This window comes from Oscillatoria sp. FACHB-1407, from assembly GCF_014697545.1.
GTDB lineage: Bacteria > Cyanobacteriota > Cyanobacteriia > Elainellales > Elainellaceae > FACHB-1407.
On sequence record NZ_JACJSA010000012.1, the window covers coordinates 58,283 to 75,632 of the forward strand.

18 protein-coding genes are annotated in these 17,350 nt (G+C 50.5%); 9 read left to right on the forward strand and 9 right to left on the reverse strand.

The features are described 5' to 3' along the window. Positions 1–21: 21 nt before the first annotated feature. Positions 22–1,671, reverse strand: coding sequence for a DUF2079 domain-containing protein (locus H6G89_RS19625; protein ID WP_190509538.1), 1,650 nt, complete (start codon positions 1,669–1,671; stop codon positions 22–24). 132 nt (positions 1,672–1,803) lie between these two features. On the opposite strand from H6G89_RS19625, the gene H6G89_RS19630 reads away from it, so the two are divergent. Then, positions 1,804–2,670: a branched-chain amino acid ABC transporter permease gene (locus tag H6G89_RS19630; RefSeq protein WP_190509540.1), complete on the forward strand. Its 867-nt coding sequence runs from the start codon at positions 1,804–1,806 to the stop codon at positions 2,668–2,670. Between the two features lie 100 nt (positions 2,671–2,770). Here H6G89_RS19630 and psaX read toward each other — a convergent pair whose 3' ends face one another. Continuing rightward, positions 2,771–2,878, reverse strand: a complete 108-nt coding sequence (gene psaX / locus H6G89_RS19635) for a photosystem I protein PsaX (protein WP_190509543.1) — start codon at positions 2,876–2,878, stop codon at positions 2,771–2,773. A gap of 140 nt (positions 2,879–3,018) precedes the next feature. Continuing rightward, on the reverse strand, positions 3,019–3,933 hold the full coding sequence (lipA, locus tag H6G89_RS19640) for a lipoyl synthase (protein WP_199336830.1): 915 nt from the start codon (positions 3,931–3,933) through the stop codon (positions 3,019–3,021). A 611-nt stretch (positions 3,934–4,544) separates the two neighbouring features. Here lipA and H6G89_RS19645 point away from each other — a divergent pair. The 3 genes from H6G89_RS19645 to H6G89_RS35795 are packed head-to-tail and all read left to right on the forward strand — an operon-like array spanning position 4,545 to position 5,451. Continuing rightward, on the forward strand, positions 4,545–5,096 hold the full coding sequence (locus H6G89_RS19645; protein ID WP_190509547.1) for a response regulator: 552 nt from the start codon (positions 4,545–4,547) through the stop codon (positions 5,094–5,096). Positions 5,097–5,116: 20 nt separating this feature from the next. Continuing rightward, complete coding sequence (locus H6G89_RS19650; RefSeq protein ID WP_190509549.1) at positions 5,117–5,275, forward strand: hypothetical protein; 159 nt, start codon at positions 5,117–5,119, stop codon at positions 5,273–5,275. Between the two features lie 53 nt (positions 5,276–5,328). Then, on the forward strand, positions 5,329–5,451 hold the full coding sequence (locus tag H6G89_RS35795) for a hypothetical protein (RefSeq protein WP_255519461.1): 123 nt from the start codon (positions 5,329–5,331) through the stop codon (positions 5,449–5,451). A 79-nt stretch (positions 5,452–5,530) separates the two neighbouring features. Here H6G89_RS35795 and H6G89_RS19655 read toward each other — a convergent pair whose 3' ends face one another. From H6G89_RS19655 to H6G89_RS19675, 5 genes are all read right to left on the reverse strand, one after another. Further along, positions 5,531–6,733, reverse strand: coding sequence for an aspartate aminotransferase (locus tag H6G89_RS19655; RefSeq protein WP_190509551.1), 1,203 nt, complete (start codon positions 6,731–6,733; stop codon positions 5,531–5,533). Beyond that, positions 6,730–7,923, reverse strand: a complete 1,194-nt coding sequence (locus H6G89_RS19660) for an iron-containing alcohol dehydrogenase family protein (protein WP_190509553.1) — start codon at positions 7,921–7,923, stop codon at positions 6,730–6,732. Before H6G89_RS19660 ends, H6G89_RS19655 begins: the two co-directional genes overlap by 4 nt. Positions 7,924–8,072: 149 nt before the next feature. Further along, positions 8,073–8,603, reverse strand: a complete 531-nt coding sequence (locus H6G89_RS19665) for a Ycf51 family protein (RefSeq protein ID WP_190509555.1) — start codon at positions 8,601–8,603, stop codon at positions 8,073–8,075. A gap of 79 nt (positions 8,604–8,682) precedes the next feature. After that, positions 8,683–9,147: a Fe-S cluster assembly sulfur transfer protein SufU gene (gene sufU / locus H6G89_RS19670; RefSeq protein ID WP_190509557.1), complete on the reverse strand. Its 465-nt coding sequence runs from the start codon at positions 9,145–9,147 to the stop codon at positions 8,683–8,685. Between the two features lie 268 nt (positions 9,148–9,415). Then, positions 9,416–9,556: a hypothetical protein gene (locus H6G89_RS19675; protein WP_190509559.1), complete on the reverse strand. Its 141-nt coding sequence runs from the start codon at positions 9,554–9,556 to the stop codon at positions 9,416–9,418. Between H6G89_RS19675 and H6G89_RS19680 the strand changes: the two genes are divergently transcribed. From H6G89_RS19680 to recG, 5 genes are all read left to right on the forward strand, one after another. Next, positions 9,547–10,326: a photosystem II S4 domain protein gene (locus H6G89_RS19680; protein WP_190509561.1), complete on the forward strand. Its 780-nt coding sequence runs from the start codon at positions 9,547–9,549 to the stop codon at positions 10,324–10,326. The two genes, H6G89_RS19675 and H6G89_RS19680, sit on opposite strands and share 10 nt — an antisense overlap. 318 nt (positions 10,327–10,644) lie before the next feature. Continuing rightward, positions 10,645–11,436, forward strand: a complete 792-nt coding sequence (rpsB, locus tag H6G89_RS19685) for a 30S ribosomal protein S2 (protein ID WP_190509563.1) — start codon at positions 10,645–10,647, stop codon at positions 11,434–11,436. A 116-nt stretch (positions 11,437–11,552) separates the two neighbouring features. Then, entirely contained in the window at positions 11,553–12,215 is a 663-nt protein-coding gene (gene tsf / locus H6G89_RS19690; protein ID WP_190509566.1) for a translation elongation factor Ts, read from the forward strand. A 142-nt stretch (positions 12,216–12,357) separates the two neighbouring features. Next, positions 12,358–13,386 (forward strand): hypothetical protein, encoded by a 1,029-nt coding sequence (locus H6G89_RS19695; protein ID WP_190509569.1) that lies wholly within the window; start codon positions 12,358–12,360, stop codon positions 13,384–13,386. A gap of 37 nt (positions 13,387–13,423) precedes the next feature. Next, a complete protein-coding gene (recG, locus tag H6G89_RS19700; protein ID WP_190509571.1) occupies positions 13,424–15,961 on the forward strand; it encodes an ATP-dependent DNA helicase RecG in 2,538 nt (845 codons plus the stop codon). A 101-nt stretch (positions 15,962–16,062) separates the two neighbouring features. Here the strand turns inward: recG and H6G89_RS19705 are convergent, their stop codons facing one another. Further along, entirely contained in the window at positions 16,063–17,247 is a 1,185-nt protein-coding gene (locus tag H6G89_RS19705) for a glycoside hydrolase family 10 protein (RefSeq protein WP_309230036.1), read from the reverse strand. Between the last annotated feature and the right edge of the window lie 103 nt (positions 17,248–17,350).

Genomic DNA, 17,350 nt, shown 5'->3' on the forward strand with positions numbered 1-17,350 from the left:
CATTTCATTTAATCCATAACCCTAACCGTCAACGACCCCAGAACGACTGGCTTGAATAATGGGCTTAATCTCGTCGTAAAACTGTTGCCAGGTCGCTACCGCCTCAGGATTCGGCTCTGCCCCCCACTGCAACAACGCTACCCCATCGCGAAAGTCGATGAGTTGATATCGCGAGGTTTGGGTAATGCGCGTGATGCGATCGCTCAAAAACCGCAAGAACTCCCAATCGCTAAAGAAAGCAGGCTGATATTGCAGCGGATACCACAAGTCCGTGATGATGTACTTGACTCGTGCATCTCGGCGATCGTCCCCGCGAATCCGCAATTCCGGAAAACGCACCACCTCTCGTCGATTGGACAGGTGCGAGACGATGTGCCCCGTCGCTGACACACTTGCATCCGGCGGAATCTGGGCGATCAACTGCCGAATCGCCTGAGAATGCTGAAGTTGGCGAGCCGGACTCACATAAACCCACGGTTGAAACGAATCGGGAAAAATCACCGAAAACGCCCGATTGGGGTTAGAAGTCAGGGTAAACAGGAGCGCGAACCCCAGACACACAACCCAGAACCGCCGAAACCAGGGTTTGAAGTGCAATGGGTGCTTAGACCACCACAAAATTGTGCCGTAAAACAACCCAGGAACCACTGCCAGCGCGTAGCGCAACTGAAGCGACAGCGCATCTGGATCGTTTTGGATCAAGATGTTGAACAGGGGAACGCCCGCCAACAACCAGGCACTCATGGAAATGGATGGGATAAACGCCAGAGGCACCCAGTACCCCAGGAAGTAGCTCAGAGTGCGATCGGGCGGTGTTACTAACTCACGCACTGTTCGTACTGGGTCTTGCAAAATGCCTTTCAGCACATCCAGAGTCGATGGATTTTCAATACCCTGGACAAATTGACCATATTGCTCGACCATAAATCGTCGCCCAATGTCACTGGCAAACGATGGCATCACCATATTTGTGATGGTGACAACGTAGATCACACTGGCAACACACAGCCCCACCCCAATCCGAGGGAAGCGACGACTGGCAATGAGATAGATACCAATACCAAACAGGATAATTCCTGCATCCTCACGGACTGCCAGCGTTAATGCCGACAATATGACAAACAGCCACCACCACCGTCTTTCCAGGGCTAACAACAACCCAAAAATGTAGAGCGGAATCTGCGAGAAGTCATGAAAGTTAGCAACGGTAGGACCAATGACCGCATTCGCGCAGTAGTAACTGATAGTGATCAGGGCGGAGAGATGCGGGGGGTGATAATGCCGTGCCAGGGCATACAATACAAATCCTGCCAGGGTAATGAGCGTGACTTGAAGAATCGATAACCCGGCTGGAGATTGAAACAAGGCATAGAATGGCAGCCACAACATGAGCGTTGGGGTGAAATGCTGGGCAAGCCGCTGATACACCACATCGGGCACAGCCCCGTCATAAATCACGGCACTGGATTCGGTTGAGGAAAGCGAACTTTGAAAGAAGCGACCGTGAAGGCTGTTCCAGAACACCTGATTAAAGATGCCCTGGTCAAAGGAGACATCCGACGGAAAGAAATTGTAGAACCGCCACAGCACCAGCCCAGTGCAGATGACCCAAAAGAGAGCAGCCGCGATCGCCACTGACCGCAACTCCGGGTTTTTCTGCCAAATCTTCATCGATTCACTCCTCAAATCCACTCACTACCCTCTCATGTCTCTGGTGATTACTCAAGATACATGCATTGTGATGCAAGGGTGAATTAATTCAGAGACAATGGACAATGTTCTCTCGATCAAAATGAAACTGGCATGGATCAGGAGTTGATTCAGCTTCTAGTCAATGGCGTTGCAGTTGGCAGCATTCTGGCATTGTCCGCTGTGGGGCTAACCCTCACCTACGGCATTCTACGACTGGCAAACTTTGCCCATGGCGACTTTATGACGCTGGGCGCATTCCTCACCTTAATGGTGAACGGGTTCGGAATTAATATCTGGCTGTCGGTTGCAATAGGAGCCATTCTCACCATTGGAGTCGCCCTACTGACTGAAAAATTGATATGGTTGCCAATGCGCGATCGCCGAGCGTCTCCCACAACCCTCATCATTATCTCCATCGGCTTAGCCTTATTTCTCCGCAACGGCATTATTCTCATTTGGGGCGCAGACAACCAGAAATATAATTTGCCCGTTTTGAGTGCTATTGACGTATTCGGCATCAGGATCTCTCAAAGTCGGCTCATTGTTGTCCTACTGGCACTTGTGGTCATTTTGGGGCTGCACTTTTTGCTGCAAAACACCAAAATTGGCAAAGCTATGCGAGCTGTTGCCGACAACGTTGATCTGGCGCGTGTCTCAGGTATTAATGTCGAACGCATTGTCATCTGGACATGGGTTCTTGCCGCAGGATTAACTGCTGTCGGGGGTGGTATGTATGGGTTAATTACCGCTGTGCGACCCAACATGGGTTGGTTCCTCATTCTGCCCATGTTTGCATCGGTCATTTTAGGTGGCATTGGCAATCCTTACGGGGCGATCGCCGGAGCCTTTGTTATCGGTATGACTCAAGAACTCAGCACCTACCTCATGCCCTCTGAATACAAGCTGGGAGTCGCTCTCGTGTTGATGGTGCTGGTGTTGCTGATTCGTCCTCAAGGGTTGTTTAGAGGCACGATGTAAGAGAAGCAATAGGGGACAAAGCATTCAGCAGAGTGATCTGAAAAGATACAGACACACCCCACTCCACGCCTCGCCCCCATTCCTTAATATAAAATCCGTCTTATTTGAGGATGCCGAAGTAATAAGCAGCCACAACAAAGTTAACCACGAGCAACAAAAGTGCCCAGGCGGTACGGAAGGTATAAGGAGGTTTTGCCTTTGAGGTCATAGAGATTCAGTTCCTAGTTAGTGAATTGGTTATGAACTCATCACCGCCATTATTGAATAATCCGTAACACCACAAAGCATTTGTTGCAAAAACTCAATAATGTTAAGAAAAACAAAAACTAACTTCCCACTCCCTACTTCCTATCCCTCTTCCCCTGCATGATACGAACTCCGAACTAAGGGACCCGATCGCACATGGCTAAAGCCCATCTCACGAGCGATCGCCCCCAGTTGGTCAAACTCATCCGGTGTCCAATACTTCTGCACGGGCAGGTGGTCGAGGGATGGGCGCATGTATTGCCCCAATGTGATGCGATCGCAGCCTACCTGGCGTAAATCCTGCATCGTCTCGATCACCTCTGCCTCGGTTTCGCCATGCCCCAGCATTAAGCCTGACTTCGTGGGAATCGTTGCATCCAGTTCCTTAACGATTTGCAGCACTCGCAGCGATCGCTCATACTTGGCTCCCCGTCGCACAGGTCCTTGAAGCCGTCGCACTGTCTCAATATTGTGGTTATAACAGGCAGGTTGAGCCGCAACTACCGTCGCAACGCGCTGTCGCTGTGCCGTCTCTCCCTCCAGACCTCCCCAAAAATCAGGAGTTAGCACCTCAATTTGAGTCCCTGAGTTTGCCGCTCGAATCGCTTGCATTGTCTGAGCAAACCATCCCGCCCCCTGATCTGGTAAATCATCCCGTGTCACCGAGGTGAGAACAACATAGCGCAACCCCAACAAGCGTACTGATTCTGCTACTTTTTGAGGCTCCTCTGGGTCGAGGGGCATGGGCGCATGACCCTTGTCCACCTGGCAAAACCCACAAGAACGGGTGCAAATCGGTCCCATCAGCAAAAACGTTGCCGTTTGATTGGCATAGCACTCGCCTCGATTGGGACACCGCCCCTCCTCACAAATCGTGTGAATCTGGCGTTGTTTAATAATTTGCTGGACTGTCGAGATCTCGCTCGCCTTGCCAATGGGACGCCGCAACCACGCAGGCAAGATTTCGTGGGGCACCTCACGGTTGGGCGATCGCTTCACAGGTTGAGCCGCTGGCATCGGAGAGGAAATCGGTTGTTCAGTTTCAAAGGGCATAAAGTTTCAGCATTAAGGCGACTACCCAAAGGACAAAGCCAATCTCAATTGTAAAGCAACCTTTCTTGCAGGTCTGTCCCCCTCTTTGAACCTCTCCCGATAAGCCTTATGCTAAGGAGATACAGGTTATTTTGCCTGTAGAGTGTATTGGTTCTGCCTCAGATGAGACACGGATCAGGAACTCGCCCCACATCACTGGGTATTTTTTGCGCCTTTTGTTCCTTGTTATTCAAGAATCGCCACAATTACGCTTCGGCTTGTTTAGCTTTTGTGTATGAAACGCTAATATTTGGGATATCTAGGAAATAGAGTGCAGCTTGGTTTGAAAGCAAAATTGATACCGCCTGAAATGAAAGCCATTCTGTCATTGAGCAGTTACACTAGTTCATGCTGGCGTATATGGGATCTGCAACTTACGGTGAGTTCAGCGTTAGCTGGCTTGAGCGAATGTCTGTGATACCAATTCCCGCTTTCTCTATACCGAAGTCACATCCCGTCGTCAGGATGAAAAGGGGCGATGTCACCGAAGCCTGACCTTTCATTTGTTCCTTCAGTCACCACCAGAGGAGTCCGTCGTGGCAAGTCACAAGATTCTGGTCATTGATGACAGCAGAGTCATCCGTAATATGGTTCGGGACATGTTGCCGAAAGGTAATTTTGAAGTCCTGGAAGCCAAAGATGGCGTTGAGGGTCTAAACACCATTCATCAAGAACGCCCAAATTTAATCATGTTAGATTTTCTCCTGCCCCGGATGAGTGGTTGGGAGGTATTTCAGCAGATTCAAGCCCAACCGGACTTGAGAGCACCTCTGGTGCTGATGTCTGGTCGTAAGGAAGAGGTGACTGAGAAGATTCCAGAACCCTTCGAGTACTTTGAGTTTATTGAAAAGCCATTTGAACAGCGCGAGTTGGTCGATGCGATCAAGTCGGCAATGGCAAAGTTCAAAAAGTGGCCCCAACCTGCTGTTGCAGCAGCAAGCACCGCAGCCGCCGTCACAAACGATGCGGCAGGCTCAGCTGAAATTGAGGCACTCCGACAAAAGGTCGATAAGATGCAGACTGAGATTGATCTGCTGAAGAAGCAACTGGCGCAGATTTTGACCTTCGTAAAACAAAAACTCAAATAAGGTAGCCTTACAGGACAAAAATGAGTTGGGAACCAGGAAATCCAAAGGGTTGGGGTGATCCAGCACCCATTGTCCTTGCAGTCTTGTTGTTGGTCATTGCTGGAGCGGCTGTCGATAACTTTACCAATGTCATCGCAGAACGCGATCGCTGTGAGGAGTTGCTTAATAGCGCACGTTGATTAGTCGCGAGTGCAATTGGTAGCCATGGTCGATTGCTAATGGTCAATGGTTAATGGTCAATAGTCAATGGTTAATGGTCAATAGTCAATGGCTAATGGTCAGGGGTCAATGGTTAATAGTCAATAGTCAATGGCTAATGGTCAGGGGTCAATGGTCAATGGTTAATAGTCAATAGTCAACGGTCATAGCTCTGGTAAAGACGGGCTTTATTGCAGTCGATGACCAATCATTGACTATTGACTATCGACTCATCTCTACTGTGATACCAGGTTTGGCTCAAACCGGATATTGGCTTGCTTCAGCCGATTGAGTGCTTCCTGGAGGCGATCGCAATCGGCAATCAGGCTAATCCGAACGTATCCCTCACCCCCGGCACCAAAGGCGTTTCCGGGTGTAACAACGACCCCCGTCTGCTGCAAGACATTTAGCGCAAAGTCGGTGGAACTTTGTCCCGGTGGACACGGCACCCAGAGATACATCGTGGCTTTGGTTTTAGGGACTGTCCACCCTAACTCACCCAACCCTTGAATCAAGAAGTCGCGGCGGGTGCGATAGCGGGCTTGCACCTCATGTAGATAAACGTCGGGCAACTGCAACGCCGTTTCGGCAGCGGCTTGCAAGGCAGAAAAGATGCCATAGTCCAGGTTCGTCTTCAGCGTCCGTAAACCCTGGATGATATGGCGATTGCCTACAACAAATCCAACTCGCCAACCCGCCATATTGTAGGTTTTGGAGAGGGTGTGGAACTCAACCCCAATCTCTTTGGCACCCGGAATTTCTAACAAACTGGTGGGATGATAGCCATCAAACGCCAGTTCTGCGTAGCACAGGTCATGCACTAAGAGAATTTCGTGCTTGCGAGCAAAGGCAACGATATCTTCAAAAAACTCACGCGGCGCAGTCGCTCCAGTTGGATTGCTGGGGTAATTGAAATAGAGAATTTTAGCTTGTTGTGCGACCGAGTCTGGAATCGCCGCTAGATCTATGACCCAATCCTGTTCGGCTTTGAGAATCAGGGGATAGATCTTCCCTCCCGCGATCGCTGGCCCTCGAAAGTGGGCAGGATAGGCAGGACTGGGCACCAGAACGGTATCACCGGGGTTAATGTAGGCGATCGCCAAATGCGTTAAACCTTCTTTAGACCCCAATAAGGGCAGTGCTTCCCCTTCGGGATCAAGCTCAACCCCATATCGCCGCCGATACCAATCGGTAATGGCACGCCGAAAACTGGCAGTCCCTTCAAACGGTGGATAGCCATGATTAGCAGGGTTTTGCAGAGCGGCGATCGCGGCTTCGACGACAGGTTGCGGTGTAGCTCCATCGGGGTTGCCCATCCCCAGGTCGATCAGGTCTAACCCCTGTTCACGAGCACGAGCTTTTAACTCATCGAGTCGGGCAAAAACATAGGGAGGTAAAGCACTCAAGCGATCGGCTTGACTAATCCAATTTAGACTCATCCTTCCACCTCACTGCGAGACGATTGCATGGATCGCAGGTCAGCGTAATCTGAGGGAGTCTCCGTGGTGGGAGCCGTCGTAGAAACCATCGCGGCGATCAGTTGAGTGGGTGTGACCTCAAACGGCAAGCGGTGAATATCGGAGCTAGGAGAGCACGCCAGAGTCGCTGCTCGTTGCAAATCACTTAACCGCACATCGCGCAAGCCCAAATCATCCAACGTTTGAGGCAACCCAATTTCCCCATAAAACTTGAGCAGTTGTTGGCGTGCGGTGGCAGCAAGGCGATTACCCTGCACCATCTCTTCCAGACGCAACTGTACCAGAATGCCGTAGGCTACTTTTTCTCCATGCAACGTACCGTGGCTTTCGAGCAGATGGGTCAAGCCGTTGTGAACCGCGTGAGCCGCAACCGTGCGACATTGGGCTCCACCCAAGCCACCGATGACTCCTGCCATTAACACAGTGGCGTCAACCACATCTCGCCAGACCTCACTTCCGGGCGATCGCAATGCTGCCACTGACTTCTGTAACAGGATGTCGCGTAGCACTCTGGCTTGCTGCACTGCACCGATAATCAAAGTGCGCTCCGAATGACCACTGCTAACAGAGGCTTCATACCATTTCGCCAGCGCATCACCAATGCCAGCAACCAACGTGCGTTGCGGTGCGGTTTGGACTAAGTCGTAATCTAGCACGAGCAAATTGGGGCAGTGCGGTAGAGCCACGTCATAGAGAAAAGCCCCCTGATCGGAGTAAACATTGGAGAGCGCAGTCCACGCTGCACAGGTTGCTCCCGATGTGGGCACAGTGGCGATCGGCAGCCCGGCTTGATATGCCAATAATTTTGCCGCGTCCAATGCCTTGCCACCGCCGACCCCAATGATGCAATCGGCTTGATGATGAGTGATCGCGTCTTTCAGATTCGCCAGGCTTGCTTCGCTGCAATCAGCCCCATAACTGGCTTGTGCTGCCTGGAGTGATCGCGATTCCAATACAGGTTGCAAAAATGGTTTTACCAACGCTAAGGTGCGATCGCCTCCCACCACCAACGGTCGTTGACCAAGTCGGGCGATCGCTTCTGCCGCCTGAGCCAACGCCTGATGCCCTCGCATAACCTGGGCTGGAGCAATCATCAGTGAGAACACAGGAGGAGAATGGGTTGCCTCTAAGGACGGTGATGGATGGGTCATGGCGAAATCACACAATAAACATAAACACGGGTATGCAAATCATGCATTGAAGCAATGCAAAGTCAGATTAGACCTTTGCACGAAGTCTTTATAGATTACTTCAATGGTATCGATTACTTTACTACAGCTACGTCAGAATCGGGGGACACTCAATTCGCTGAGCTCTCAGGCTCTACCGTTGGTTGAGGCAACTTTGCCAAACTTTCAGGATAAAGTTTGATGTCCATATCCTCATCATCGCGCACAAACAGCGATCGCCGCACTTGCCCCAAATAAAGCGGTTCTGAAACACCTGGCTCTGGATGCAACACAGTCCGTGCTCGAATGGTTAGCTTATCTTCGCCTCGACTTAATCGCCCTGGAGAAAAGAGATCGCTAGCGGCTTGTTGTAGCGTGGCAGTGAGTTGCTCCTCGGTAATTTCGTTGGAAACGGTGATCACAACTTGCGCGGCTCCTGAGTCATAAACCGTCGAAAACCGCACAGCACCGGGAATACTGGTACGAGTAAAGGGCACGACACCAAGCGCAAACAAGCCCACCGTGAGGACTCCCATAAACCCAGTAATTCCCACTAACCGAAAGCGAAAGCCCCACTTCAACAGAAACGACAGCCCAGTGACGACTCCCATTCCGACAGTTGCGATCGCTGCCCACTGGGCGTAAGTCAAGAAATTATCCATTGTCAATTGTTCCTAGTTGTTCTAAGCCAGTAATGTTCTGCGGGTGTGAGCTACACAGCACAAACATTACATCCCTGGGTTATTCGTTGCTCACAAAGCCAGCAGGTTGAGCATTGGCAGACAATTCCAACGCGGCTTTAAGGGTATGCCAACTGAGATTGGCACACTTGATCCGCACTGGAAACTGAGCCACCCCCTGCATCACATTGAGCTTTCGCAACTCTTGAGGAAATTCGGCTTCGCCCTTCATCATCGCCTGAAAACGCTGCACCATCTCCAAAGCATCCGTAGCCGTCTTGCCTTTAAGTGCTTCTGCCATGAGATCAGCCGATGCCATGGCGATCGCACAGCCCTCACCCTCAAACTTTACGTCCTGAATGCGATCATCCACTAAGTGCAGCGTTAACTCGATCGTGTCACCACAGGAAGGATTGTGTCCCTTTTGATAGCGATCGACCGGATTAGTCGTCCCCTTGTTTCGGGGCTTTTTGTAGCGTTCTAAAATGACCTGCTGGTAGAGGTCACGTAAATTGTCCAGGGACATGGCTCAATTGGCATATAAATAGAGTTCTCTCTTGATCCTATCAGTGTCAAATCGGGATTGCGTGTTTTGGTGCTGAGTAGAGTGAATCGTTGATGGTTAGGGGTTAGGTGTTAATAGTCAATGGTTAGGGGTTAGGAGTCAGTGGTCAATCGTCAGTGGTCAATCGTCAGTAGTCAATCGTTAGGGGTTAGGGGTTGAGGGCAATCGTTTAGGGTGCTGAAATGTGAGTGCTGATTCGTCGCTGTGTCTTTCTGCCCTCTGCCTTCCACTAAATCCAGGTAGCATTGGCTATACACAACTGACCATTAACGATTGACCATTGACATTTTGACTTGACCATTGACCAATGCTGTATGACGCCTCGATCGCTAAAATGAGGGTTCAGAATGATGCGAACGTATGCTGCCACGCGAAGATTTGCTTAAAGGAATTGAACATCGAGAGACTGCTGTCCGGGCAATTGACCAGGCAGAGCAGGCAATTAAAACATGGGAGGTCGTCTACACTGACTTCTTGTCGCCGCCTGAATGGGTTGATGTGCAGCAGATGTTTGCTCGATTAACTGATGTGCAGATGCTAGCGTGGGGTGGTTACCCACAAGCGGAAAGGCAACGAGTGGCGATCGCCCGATCAGAGTTACCCCTGGATCAAAGCCAAGTGGCGATCGCGGCTCTCGACATCAGCGGCAATTTCTTATTTGATCCGGCAACTCATCGTGACTTCCTGGGCTCTCTTTTAGGAACGGGGATCGTCCGCGAAAAAGTGGGAGACATCATTGTATTGGGCGAACGGGGCGCACAGGCGATCGTGGTGCCAGAGATGGTCGAGTTCTTAGAGATGAACCTGACGCAGGTGCGATCGGTGCCCGTCAAAACTCGGCGGATTGACCTGAGCGAACTCAAGATTCGAGAACCCAAAAAGAAAGAAATGACAACCGTAGAGGCATCGCTGCGACTGGATGCGATCGCCTCAGCCGGGTTTGGCATGTCCCGCAGCAAAATGGCAGACCTGATCACGACCGGAGATGTGCGGGTCAATTGGCGTGAGGTCACTCAAGCCAGCCATCAACTCAAAGCAGGCGATCTGATTGCCATTCGCGGCAAAGGACGCTTAGAGATTGGCGAAATTGCCGTCACTAAAAAAGATCGTTATCGAGTTCAACTGACACGGTTCATGTAGGAAACGTCCATCGTGCATCGTCAATAGCTGATGGTTAAGGGGGTACGGATACAACACCATTGACCATTGACCATCACCATTGACCATTGACCATCACCATTGACCATTGACCATCACCATTGACCATTGACCATCACCATTGACCATTGACCCTCAACTGTTGACCATTAACCACTGACCATCAGCCCGTCACATCTTATGTGTTATCCTTGGAAAGTTGTCTAAAATCACACACTCAGGATTTCGGGTGTTTCTGACCTGATTTGGTACAGAAATGCACCTGAGTGGAGGATTAACCCGAAAGGAGATCAAAAATTTATGCCAGTTGTTTCGTTGGCTCAACTATTGGAGTCAGGGGTTCACTTTGGGCACCAAACCCGACGGTGGAATCCCAAGATGTCTCCCTACATTTACACCTCTCGCAATGGGGTTCACATCATTGACCTGGTGCAAACCGCTCAACTGATGGAAGAAGCTTACACCTACATGCGAACTGCTTCCGAGCAGGGTAAGAAATTTCTCTTCATTGGTACCAAGCGTCAAGCGGCGGGCATTGTTGCTCAAGAGGCCTTGCGTTGCGGTTCTTACTACGTAAACCAACGCTGGTTAGGTGGAATGCTCACGAACTGGGCAACCATTAAGACTCGCGTCGATCGCCTTAAGGAGCTTGAGCGTCGCCAGGAGACAGGTGTACTTGATCTCCTTCCTAAAAAAGAAGCGTCTGTTTTGCGTCGCGAATTGGAGAAACTGCAAAAGTATCTCGGTGGCATCAAAGCCATGCGGAAGTTACCTGATGCCGTTCTGATCGTTGATCAGCGTCGTGAATACAACGCCGTGCAAGAATGCCAAAAGCTGGGAATCCCCATTGTGTCGTTATTGGACACAAATTGCGATCCAGATACGGTAGATATTCCAATTCCTGCAAACGATGATGCTATCCGGTCGATTAAGCTTATAGTGGGTCGCTTGGCGGATGCCATTTATGAGGGTCGTCACGGTCAACTCGAAGTCGAAGAAGATTACGACGATTACGAGGGTGCTGAGGAAGAGTTTGACTACGATGATAGCGACTTCCCAGACGATGACGACGAGGAAGAAACCGAAGACTAAGGCATCAGGTGGGGACAAGTCCTCAGAATTCACTTCTGAATCCTTGTCCCTGACCTGCTGATAGACTTCTGACTCCTTACCCAATCAAAACTAATCTCAGAGTGGGACTTAACACAATGGCAGAAATATCACCAAAGCTTGTGAAAGAACTGCGCGATAAGACAGGCGCAGGGATGATGGATTGCAAAAAAGCTCTCCAGGAAACGGGGGGTGATATCAGCAAAGCAATGGATTGGTTGCGTCAGAAGGGGATTACCTCTGCTGAGAAGAAATCTGGCAAGATTACGGCTGAAGGTTTGATTGAAAGCTACATTCACACGGGTGGTCGTGTGGGTGTGTTAGTCGAAATCAACTGCCAGACGGACTTTGTAGCACGAAACCAGGCATTTAGAGACTTGGCTCGTAACGTTGCGATGCAGATTGCAGCTTCTCCTAACGTTGAATACGTTCGGGTGGAAGACATTCCCCCTGAGGTCGTCGCCAAAGAAAAAGAAATTGAAATGGGCAGAGATGACCTCGGTAATAAGCCTCAAAATATTCGCGAAAAGATCGTTGAAGGTCGGATTGAGAAGCGGTTGAAAGAGCTTGCACTGCTCGATCAACCCTATGTCAAAGACCAAACCATTACGGTTAGCGAATTGATTAAGCAAAATATTGCTCAGTTGGGCGAAAACATTCAGGTTCGCCGCTTCTCTCGCTTTATTTTGGGTGAAGGTATCGAGAAGGAAGAAACCGATTTTGCAGCAGAAGTGGCAGCCCAAACTGGAGGCGCACTCTAACTGCTCACTCAAAAACCTGACGAATTAAGGTATAACCTTTTGAACTAGGGACATGGCATTGCTATGTCCCTACAGGTGTCTCAACGATTCCCAGGTTGTCTGATGCGATCGCCCCTTGCCCACGTAAGTATAGTTTGAAGGTATGACACGAGCAGTTGACCAGATTGAGCGTGATATCGCTGCCTTAGAACAAGCGGTGGTGGCGATCGCCCAAGACCTGCATACCACCTATGAAGATTACTTAACCGATTTGGGACAGGCGGTTAAACGTCAACTTGTATTGGCGGCATACCATATCTGCACGCAAGGATATCCCGATCGATTTCTTCAGCTGTCGCTGAGTCAACGGCAGGAGTTGCAACAGACTCTCAAGCAACTTGCTCAACAAGCTCAAACCCAGTTGATGAGTCGGTTAAAAGCATTCGATGATTTCAGTCCGATCCCGGAAGAAGAGTCTAAGGAAGACGACGAGTCAGAGGACGAGTTTTCCTACGAAGAACTGACTGATGATTTGACGGATGAAGAATTAGCAGAGGAACTGGCAAAGGAAGACTTGTTGCACGAAGCCGTGCTGTTTACGAGTGAGTTTGCAGAACCGCCTCTGGCTCAGGGCGATCGCCTCAGTGAGAGGGATCACGCCCAAGCGGGAGATCAAGCGCAAGCTGAGTTATCCAAACCACCTGCTGAAGCCTCTGAATCACCTGCGTCAAAATTGGATGCGGCTCAGGTGATGTCCAACCCAAAGCTGTTATTAAGTTGGCAAGAAAGTATGGAGAAGGGCATCGTAGCTGTTCTGCAAACTCTGTCTTATACAGCCAATCGCTTGCTGCAACAAAGTGACATTCTGCCCTCTAAACTGCCTGAGCCTATTCTTGAAGTCGCAGCCAAAGCAGGCGCAGAGATAGCTTCTGGACCTCCCAACTTGTTAAATCTCCTGATTGAAGCCGAGAGTGACAGTAACTCAGAGTCTAGAATGACTCATATCATGACCATTCGATTGAGGCTGTCGGAGATCGAGTTTGCAGACGCTACTCTAGGGGCGTGGCGATCGAAAATTCGTGGGTTGTTGGCTCGTCTCAATCAACTCGGACGGGACTATCAGAAAAAACATAAAGAGAAGGCGATCGCAACAGCAGAAGCGGCGTGGCGATCGACCTGGTTTGATGAGTAATGGTATGTTGAATCACGCACTTGTTTGATGAATTGCGATGGATTGGTTGCGCTTGCAGAAAGCACTATCAGTAGAAGCCGAACGAGGCTTCAATGATTTAGTCGGCAATCAATACCGCTTTAGTGAGTTCCTCAGCCTGAGTTTTAGTCGTCCTCCAGCGGACATTCCGATTTCAGAACAGCGTCGCTTTCAGGAGATGGGAGAGCGGTTCACCAAGTATGGAGAGATGACTTTTGCCCAACGACAACATTTAGTGGCAGAGGCACGACGAACCATTTATCAAGTGCAGCGTTTTTTAGAGGAAACGGTTGCCACACAACCGGATAGGACGGAGGACAAACTCACCACAGAAAGTACTCCAGGGTTAGAAGCGGGGTCACGGCGATCTGCGCGATCGCCCACCTCTACAGCGACCCTCAGTACTCCTGGAAAATTGCCGCGCACCGCACCTCTGGTTGACTCCAATCGCAAACTTGACCTCGATCAAGCGGTGACGTATCTGCCGGGAGTAGGCGCAAAAAACAGTGAACGCCTGGGTAAGTTGGGGTTGGTGACAGTGCGCGATTTACTCTACTACTACCCTCGCGACCACATCGACTATGCCCGTCAGGTCAACATTCGCGATCTGGTGGAAGGGGAAACCGTTACCCTGATTGCGACCATCAAACGTTGCACCTGTTTCAACAGCCCTAAAAATCCCAAATTGACGATTTTAGAAGTTTTGGTGCGCGACCACACGGGACAGATTAAACTGAGCCGTTTTTTTGCAGGGAGCCGTTACCAAAATCGAGGCTGGCAAGAGCAGCAAAAGCGGATGTATCCCCTGGGAGCGGTGGTGGCTGCATCGGGATTAGTCAAAAAAAGCAAGTTTGGCATGACGTTGGATGATCCCCAAATTGAGGTGATTGATCATCTAGGAGCCTCCATTGAATCGATGAAAGTAGGGCGGGTGCTACCCGTCTATCCCTTAACTGAAGGGGTTCCAGCAGATTTGGTGCGAAAAGCTGTCCTCTCGGCTCTACCAGCTGCGGCTCAACTCAAGGAACCTCTGCCCGATGCGCTGCGTGAGAAGTATGGATTGATTGGGCTACAGGAGGCGATCGCCCATATCCATTTTCCGCCCAGTGGCGAGGCGTTAGATTTAGCCCGTCGTCGTCTCGTGTTTGACGAGTTCTTTTATCTGCAACTGGGCTTGCTAAAACGGCGATTGCACCAACAGCAGCAACAAACCAGTGTTGTCCTGGCTCCTACGGGTCAACTGATCGATCAGTTCTACACAGTGTTGCCGTTCCAGTTTACTCAAGCACAGCATCGTGTGGTGAATGACATTCTCAGTGATTTGCAGAAGCCTGTGCCTATGAATCGGCTAGTGCAAGGCGATGTCGGATCAGGTAAAACGGTAGTCGCGGTGGTGGCGATTTTGGCAGCGATTCAAGCGGGCTATCAAGCCGCCTTGATGGCTCCGACTGAAGTTTTGGCAGAGCAACACTATCGCAAGCTTGTGACCTGGTTTAACCAATTGCACTTACCTGTGGAATTGCTAACAGGTTCCACGAAAACGGCCAAACGGCGACAACTCCTAGCCGAATTGAAAACGGGAGAGTTGCCCCTGCTGGTGGGAACCCATGCCCTGATCGAAGATCCGGTGCAGTTTCAGCAATTGGGACTGGTGGTGATTGATGAGCAACATCGCTTTGGGGTGGGGCAACGGGCACGATTGCAGCAAAAAGGCGATCGCCCCCACGTATTGACCATGACGGCAACTCCCATTCCCCGCACCCTGGCACTGACAATCCACGGTGATTTGGATGTGAGCCAGATTGATGAGTTGCCTCCGGGACGCAAAGCCATTCAAACGACAATGCTAACGGGGAGCGATCGCCAACACGCCTATGACCTGATGCGCCGAGAGATCGCCAAAGGTCGGCAGGTGTATGTCGTATTGCCGCTAGTGGAGGAGTCCGAAAAACTGGATTTGCGATCGGCGATCGATGAGTACGAGAGATTGCGGGAAACCGTTTTTCCTGAATTCAACATTGGGCTGCTCCACGGTCGCATGACCTCCGCCGAAAAAGACGAGGCAATTACTCAATTTCGCGATAATCAGACGCAGATTCTTGTGTCTACAACTGTCGTGGAGGTCGGGGTGGATGTGCCCAATGCCTCGGTCATGTTGATCGAACATGCTGAGCGATTCGGCTTATCCCAGTTACACCAGTTACGCGGTCGGGTCGGTCGCGGAGCCGAGCAATCCTATTGCCTCTTGATGAGCAGTAGCAAAAGTGAGACGGCTCGCCAACGGCTTAAAGTGCTGGAGCAATCGCAGGATGGATTCTTCATCTCTGAAATGGATATGCGCTTTCGAGGACCGGGTGAAGTATTGGGGACTCGTCAATCAGGTTTACCTGACTTTGCTCTGGCAAGTCTGGTGGAAGATCAGGCTGTCTTAGAATTGGCACGCGAAGCCGCCGAAAAAGTATTGGAGAAAGACCCAAATCTCGATCGCTGGTCGTTGATGAAAGCAGAACTGGAGTATCGCTATCGACGTCTTATGGGTGGAGCGATTTTAACGTAGCGAGGGTAGAGGGGTGATGGCGGGATGGGGTGATGGCGGGATGGAGATAGAACTGTAAAGACGTGATTAATCGCGTCTCTCCTCTACATCCTTACTCCCCACTAACGCTGATTGGTAGCAATCACACTGGGACGAGTTGCAGGTCTGGGAAACAGAGTCCGAAACGCCCCATCTCGATTGCCTAAAGTTTCGTAGAAGAAGAATGAGACACCTGCCAGGCGGCGATCGCGTACTGCTTGAACCTGACGGGCAATCTGTTGCATCTCGACAGAGCGATTTCTAAGCCCGGTCAAAATGCCAATCCCGACAGGGATATGGGTCTGAGCGAGGGTAACTTCGGGTCGTTCCAACTCCATCACAAATCGATCCAAGTCGTTGCGATAGACCTGGATGATTAGTTCCTCGACCCATCCGCGCCGTTCCCAGATGCCCCAATCCTGCAAGAAGGTGTCATAGGCATAGGCTTTAGGGTTGGGGGAGAGAGCAACTATACAGTCTGGTTTTTGCTGTTTAATCGTCTCAAACACCTGTGACATCAACCGAGTAATCTGTTCGGCACGCCACTGCTTCCAGACGGGGTCTTGAGGATCATCTGGCGGAGACTGTCCTCGTTGCTCCTCATAGAGGCGAACTGTGTAGGGGTCATAGCCCAATTCCACAGGCATCCCGAAGTGATCATCCAGTTGAAAGCCATCAACATCGTAATTCGTGACAATTTCCTTGACGAGATCGAGGATAAATTGCTGAACTTCGGGATGAAAGGGGTTCAACCAGACCCGAGGGTCGCGTCCTTCAAACACGATCCGACTACCATCACGGCGTTGAGTCAGCCATTCAGGATGTCGCTGAGCCAGGGCTGAATCAGCCGGAGCCATTAACCCAAACTCAAACCAGGGAATCACTGCCATGCCTAATCGATGCCCCTGATCAACCGCTTCTGCCAACATATCTCGCCCCTGCAAGCCGGGATGAGGATCGACAGATCGCCCAATAAACAACTCAGCGATCGCACTGGGGTAGAGCGTATATCCCCAATTCCACACGGTTGGGTAGATGGTATTGAAATTCAACCGATGTAGACGTTGTAAAGCGCGACTTAAGTTACGTTGAGAAAATAAAACATCACTATCAATATTGGTCAGCCATACTCCACGCAACTCCTGGGTTGCCGTAGACGGCACCGGAGGCACAGTGGATTGAGCATTGAGGGGAAGGTTATAGCCTGTAAAGCCCACCAAAAGACTAATTGCTAACACAACTAGCCAGAACCGACGCTTTAAATTCACGAGACTTCTATCGCTCCATCCATTGCTGCCAACGGCATTAAATCTACCTCAAATCTGCCCAAAGCTTGCCCAAAGCTTGCCAAAAGTCTGACAAAATAGTACT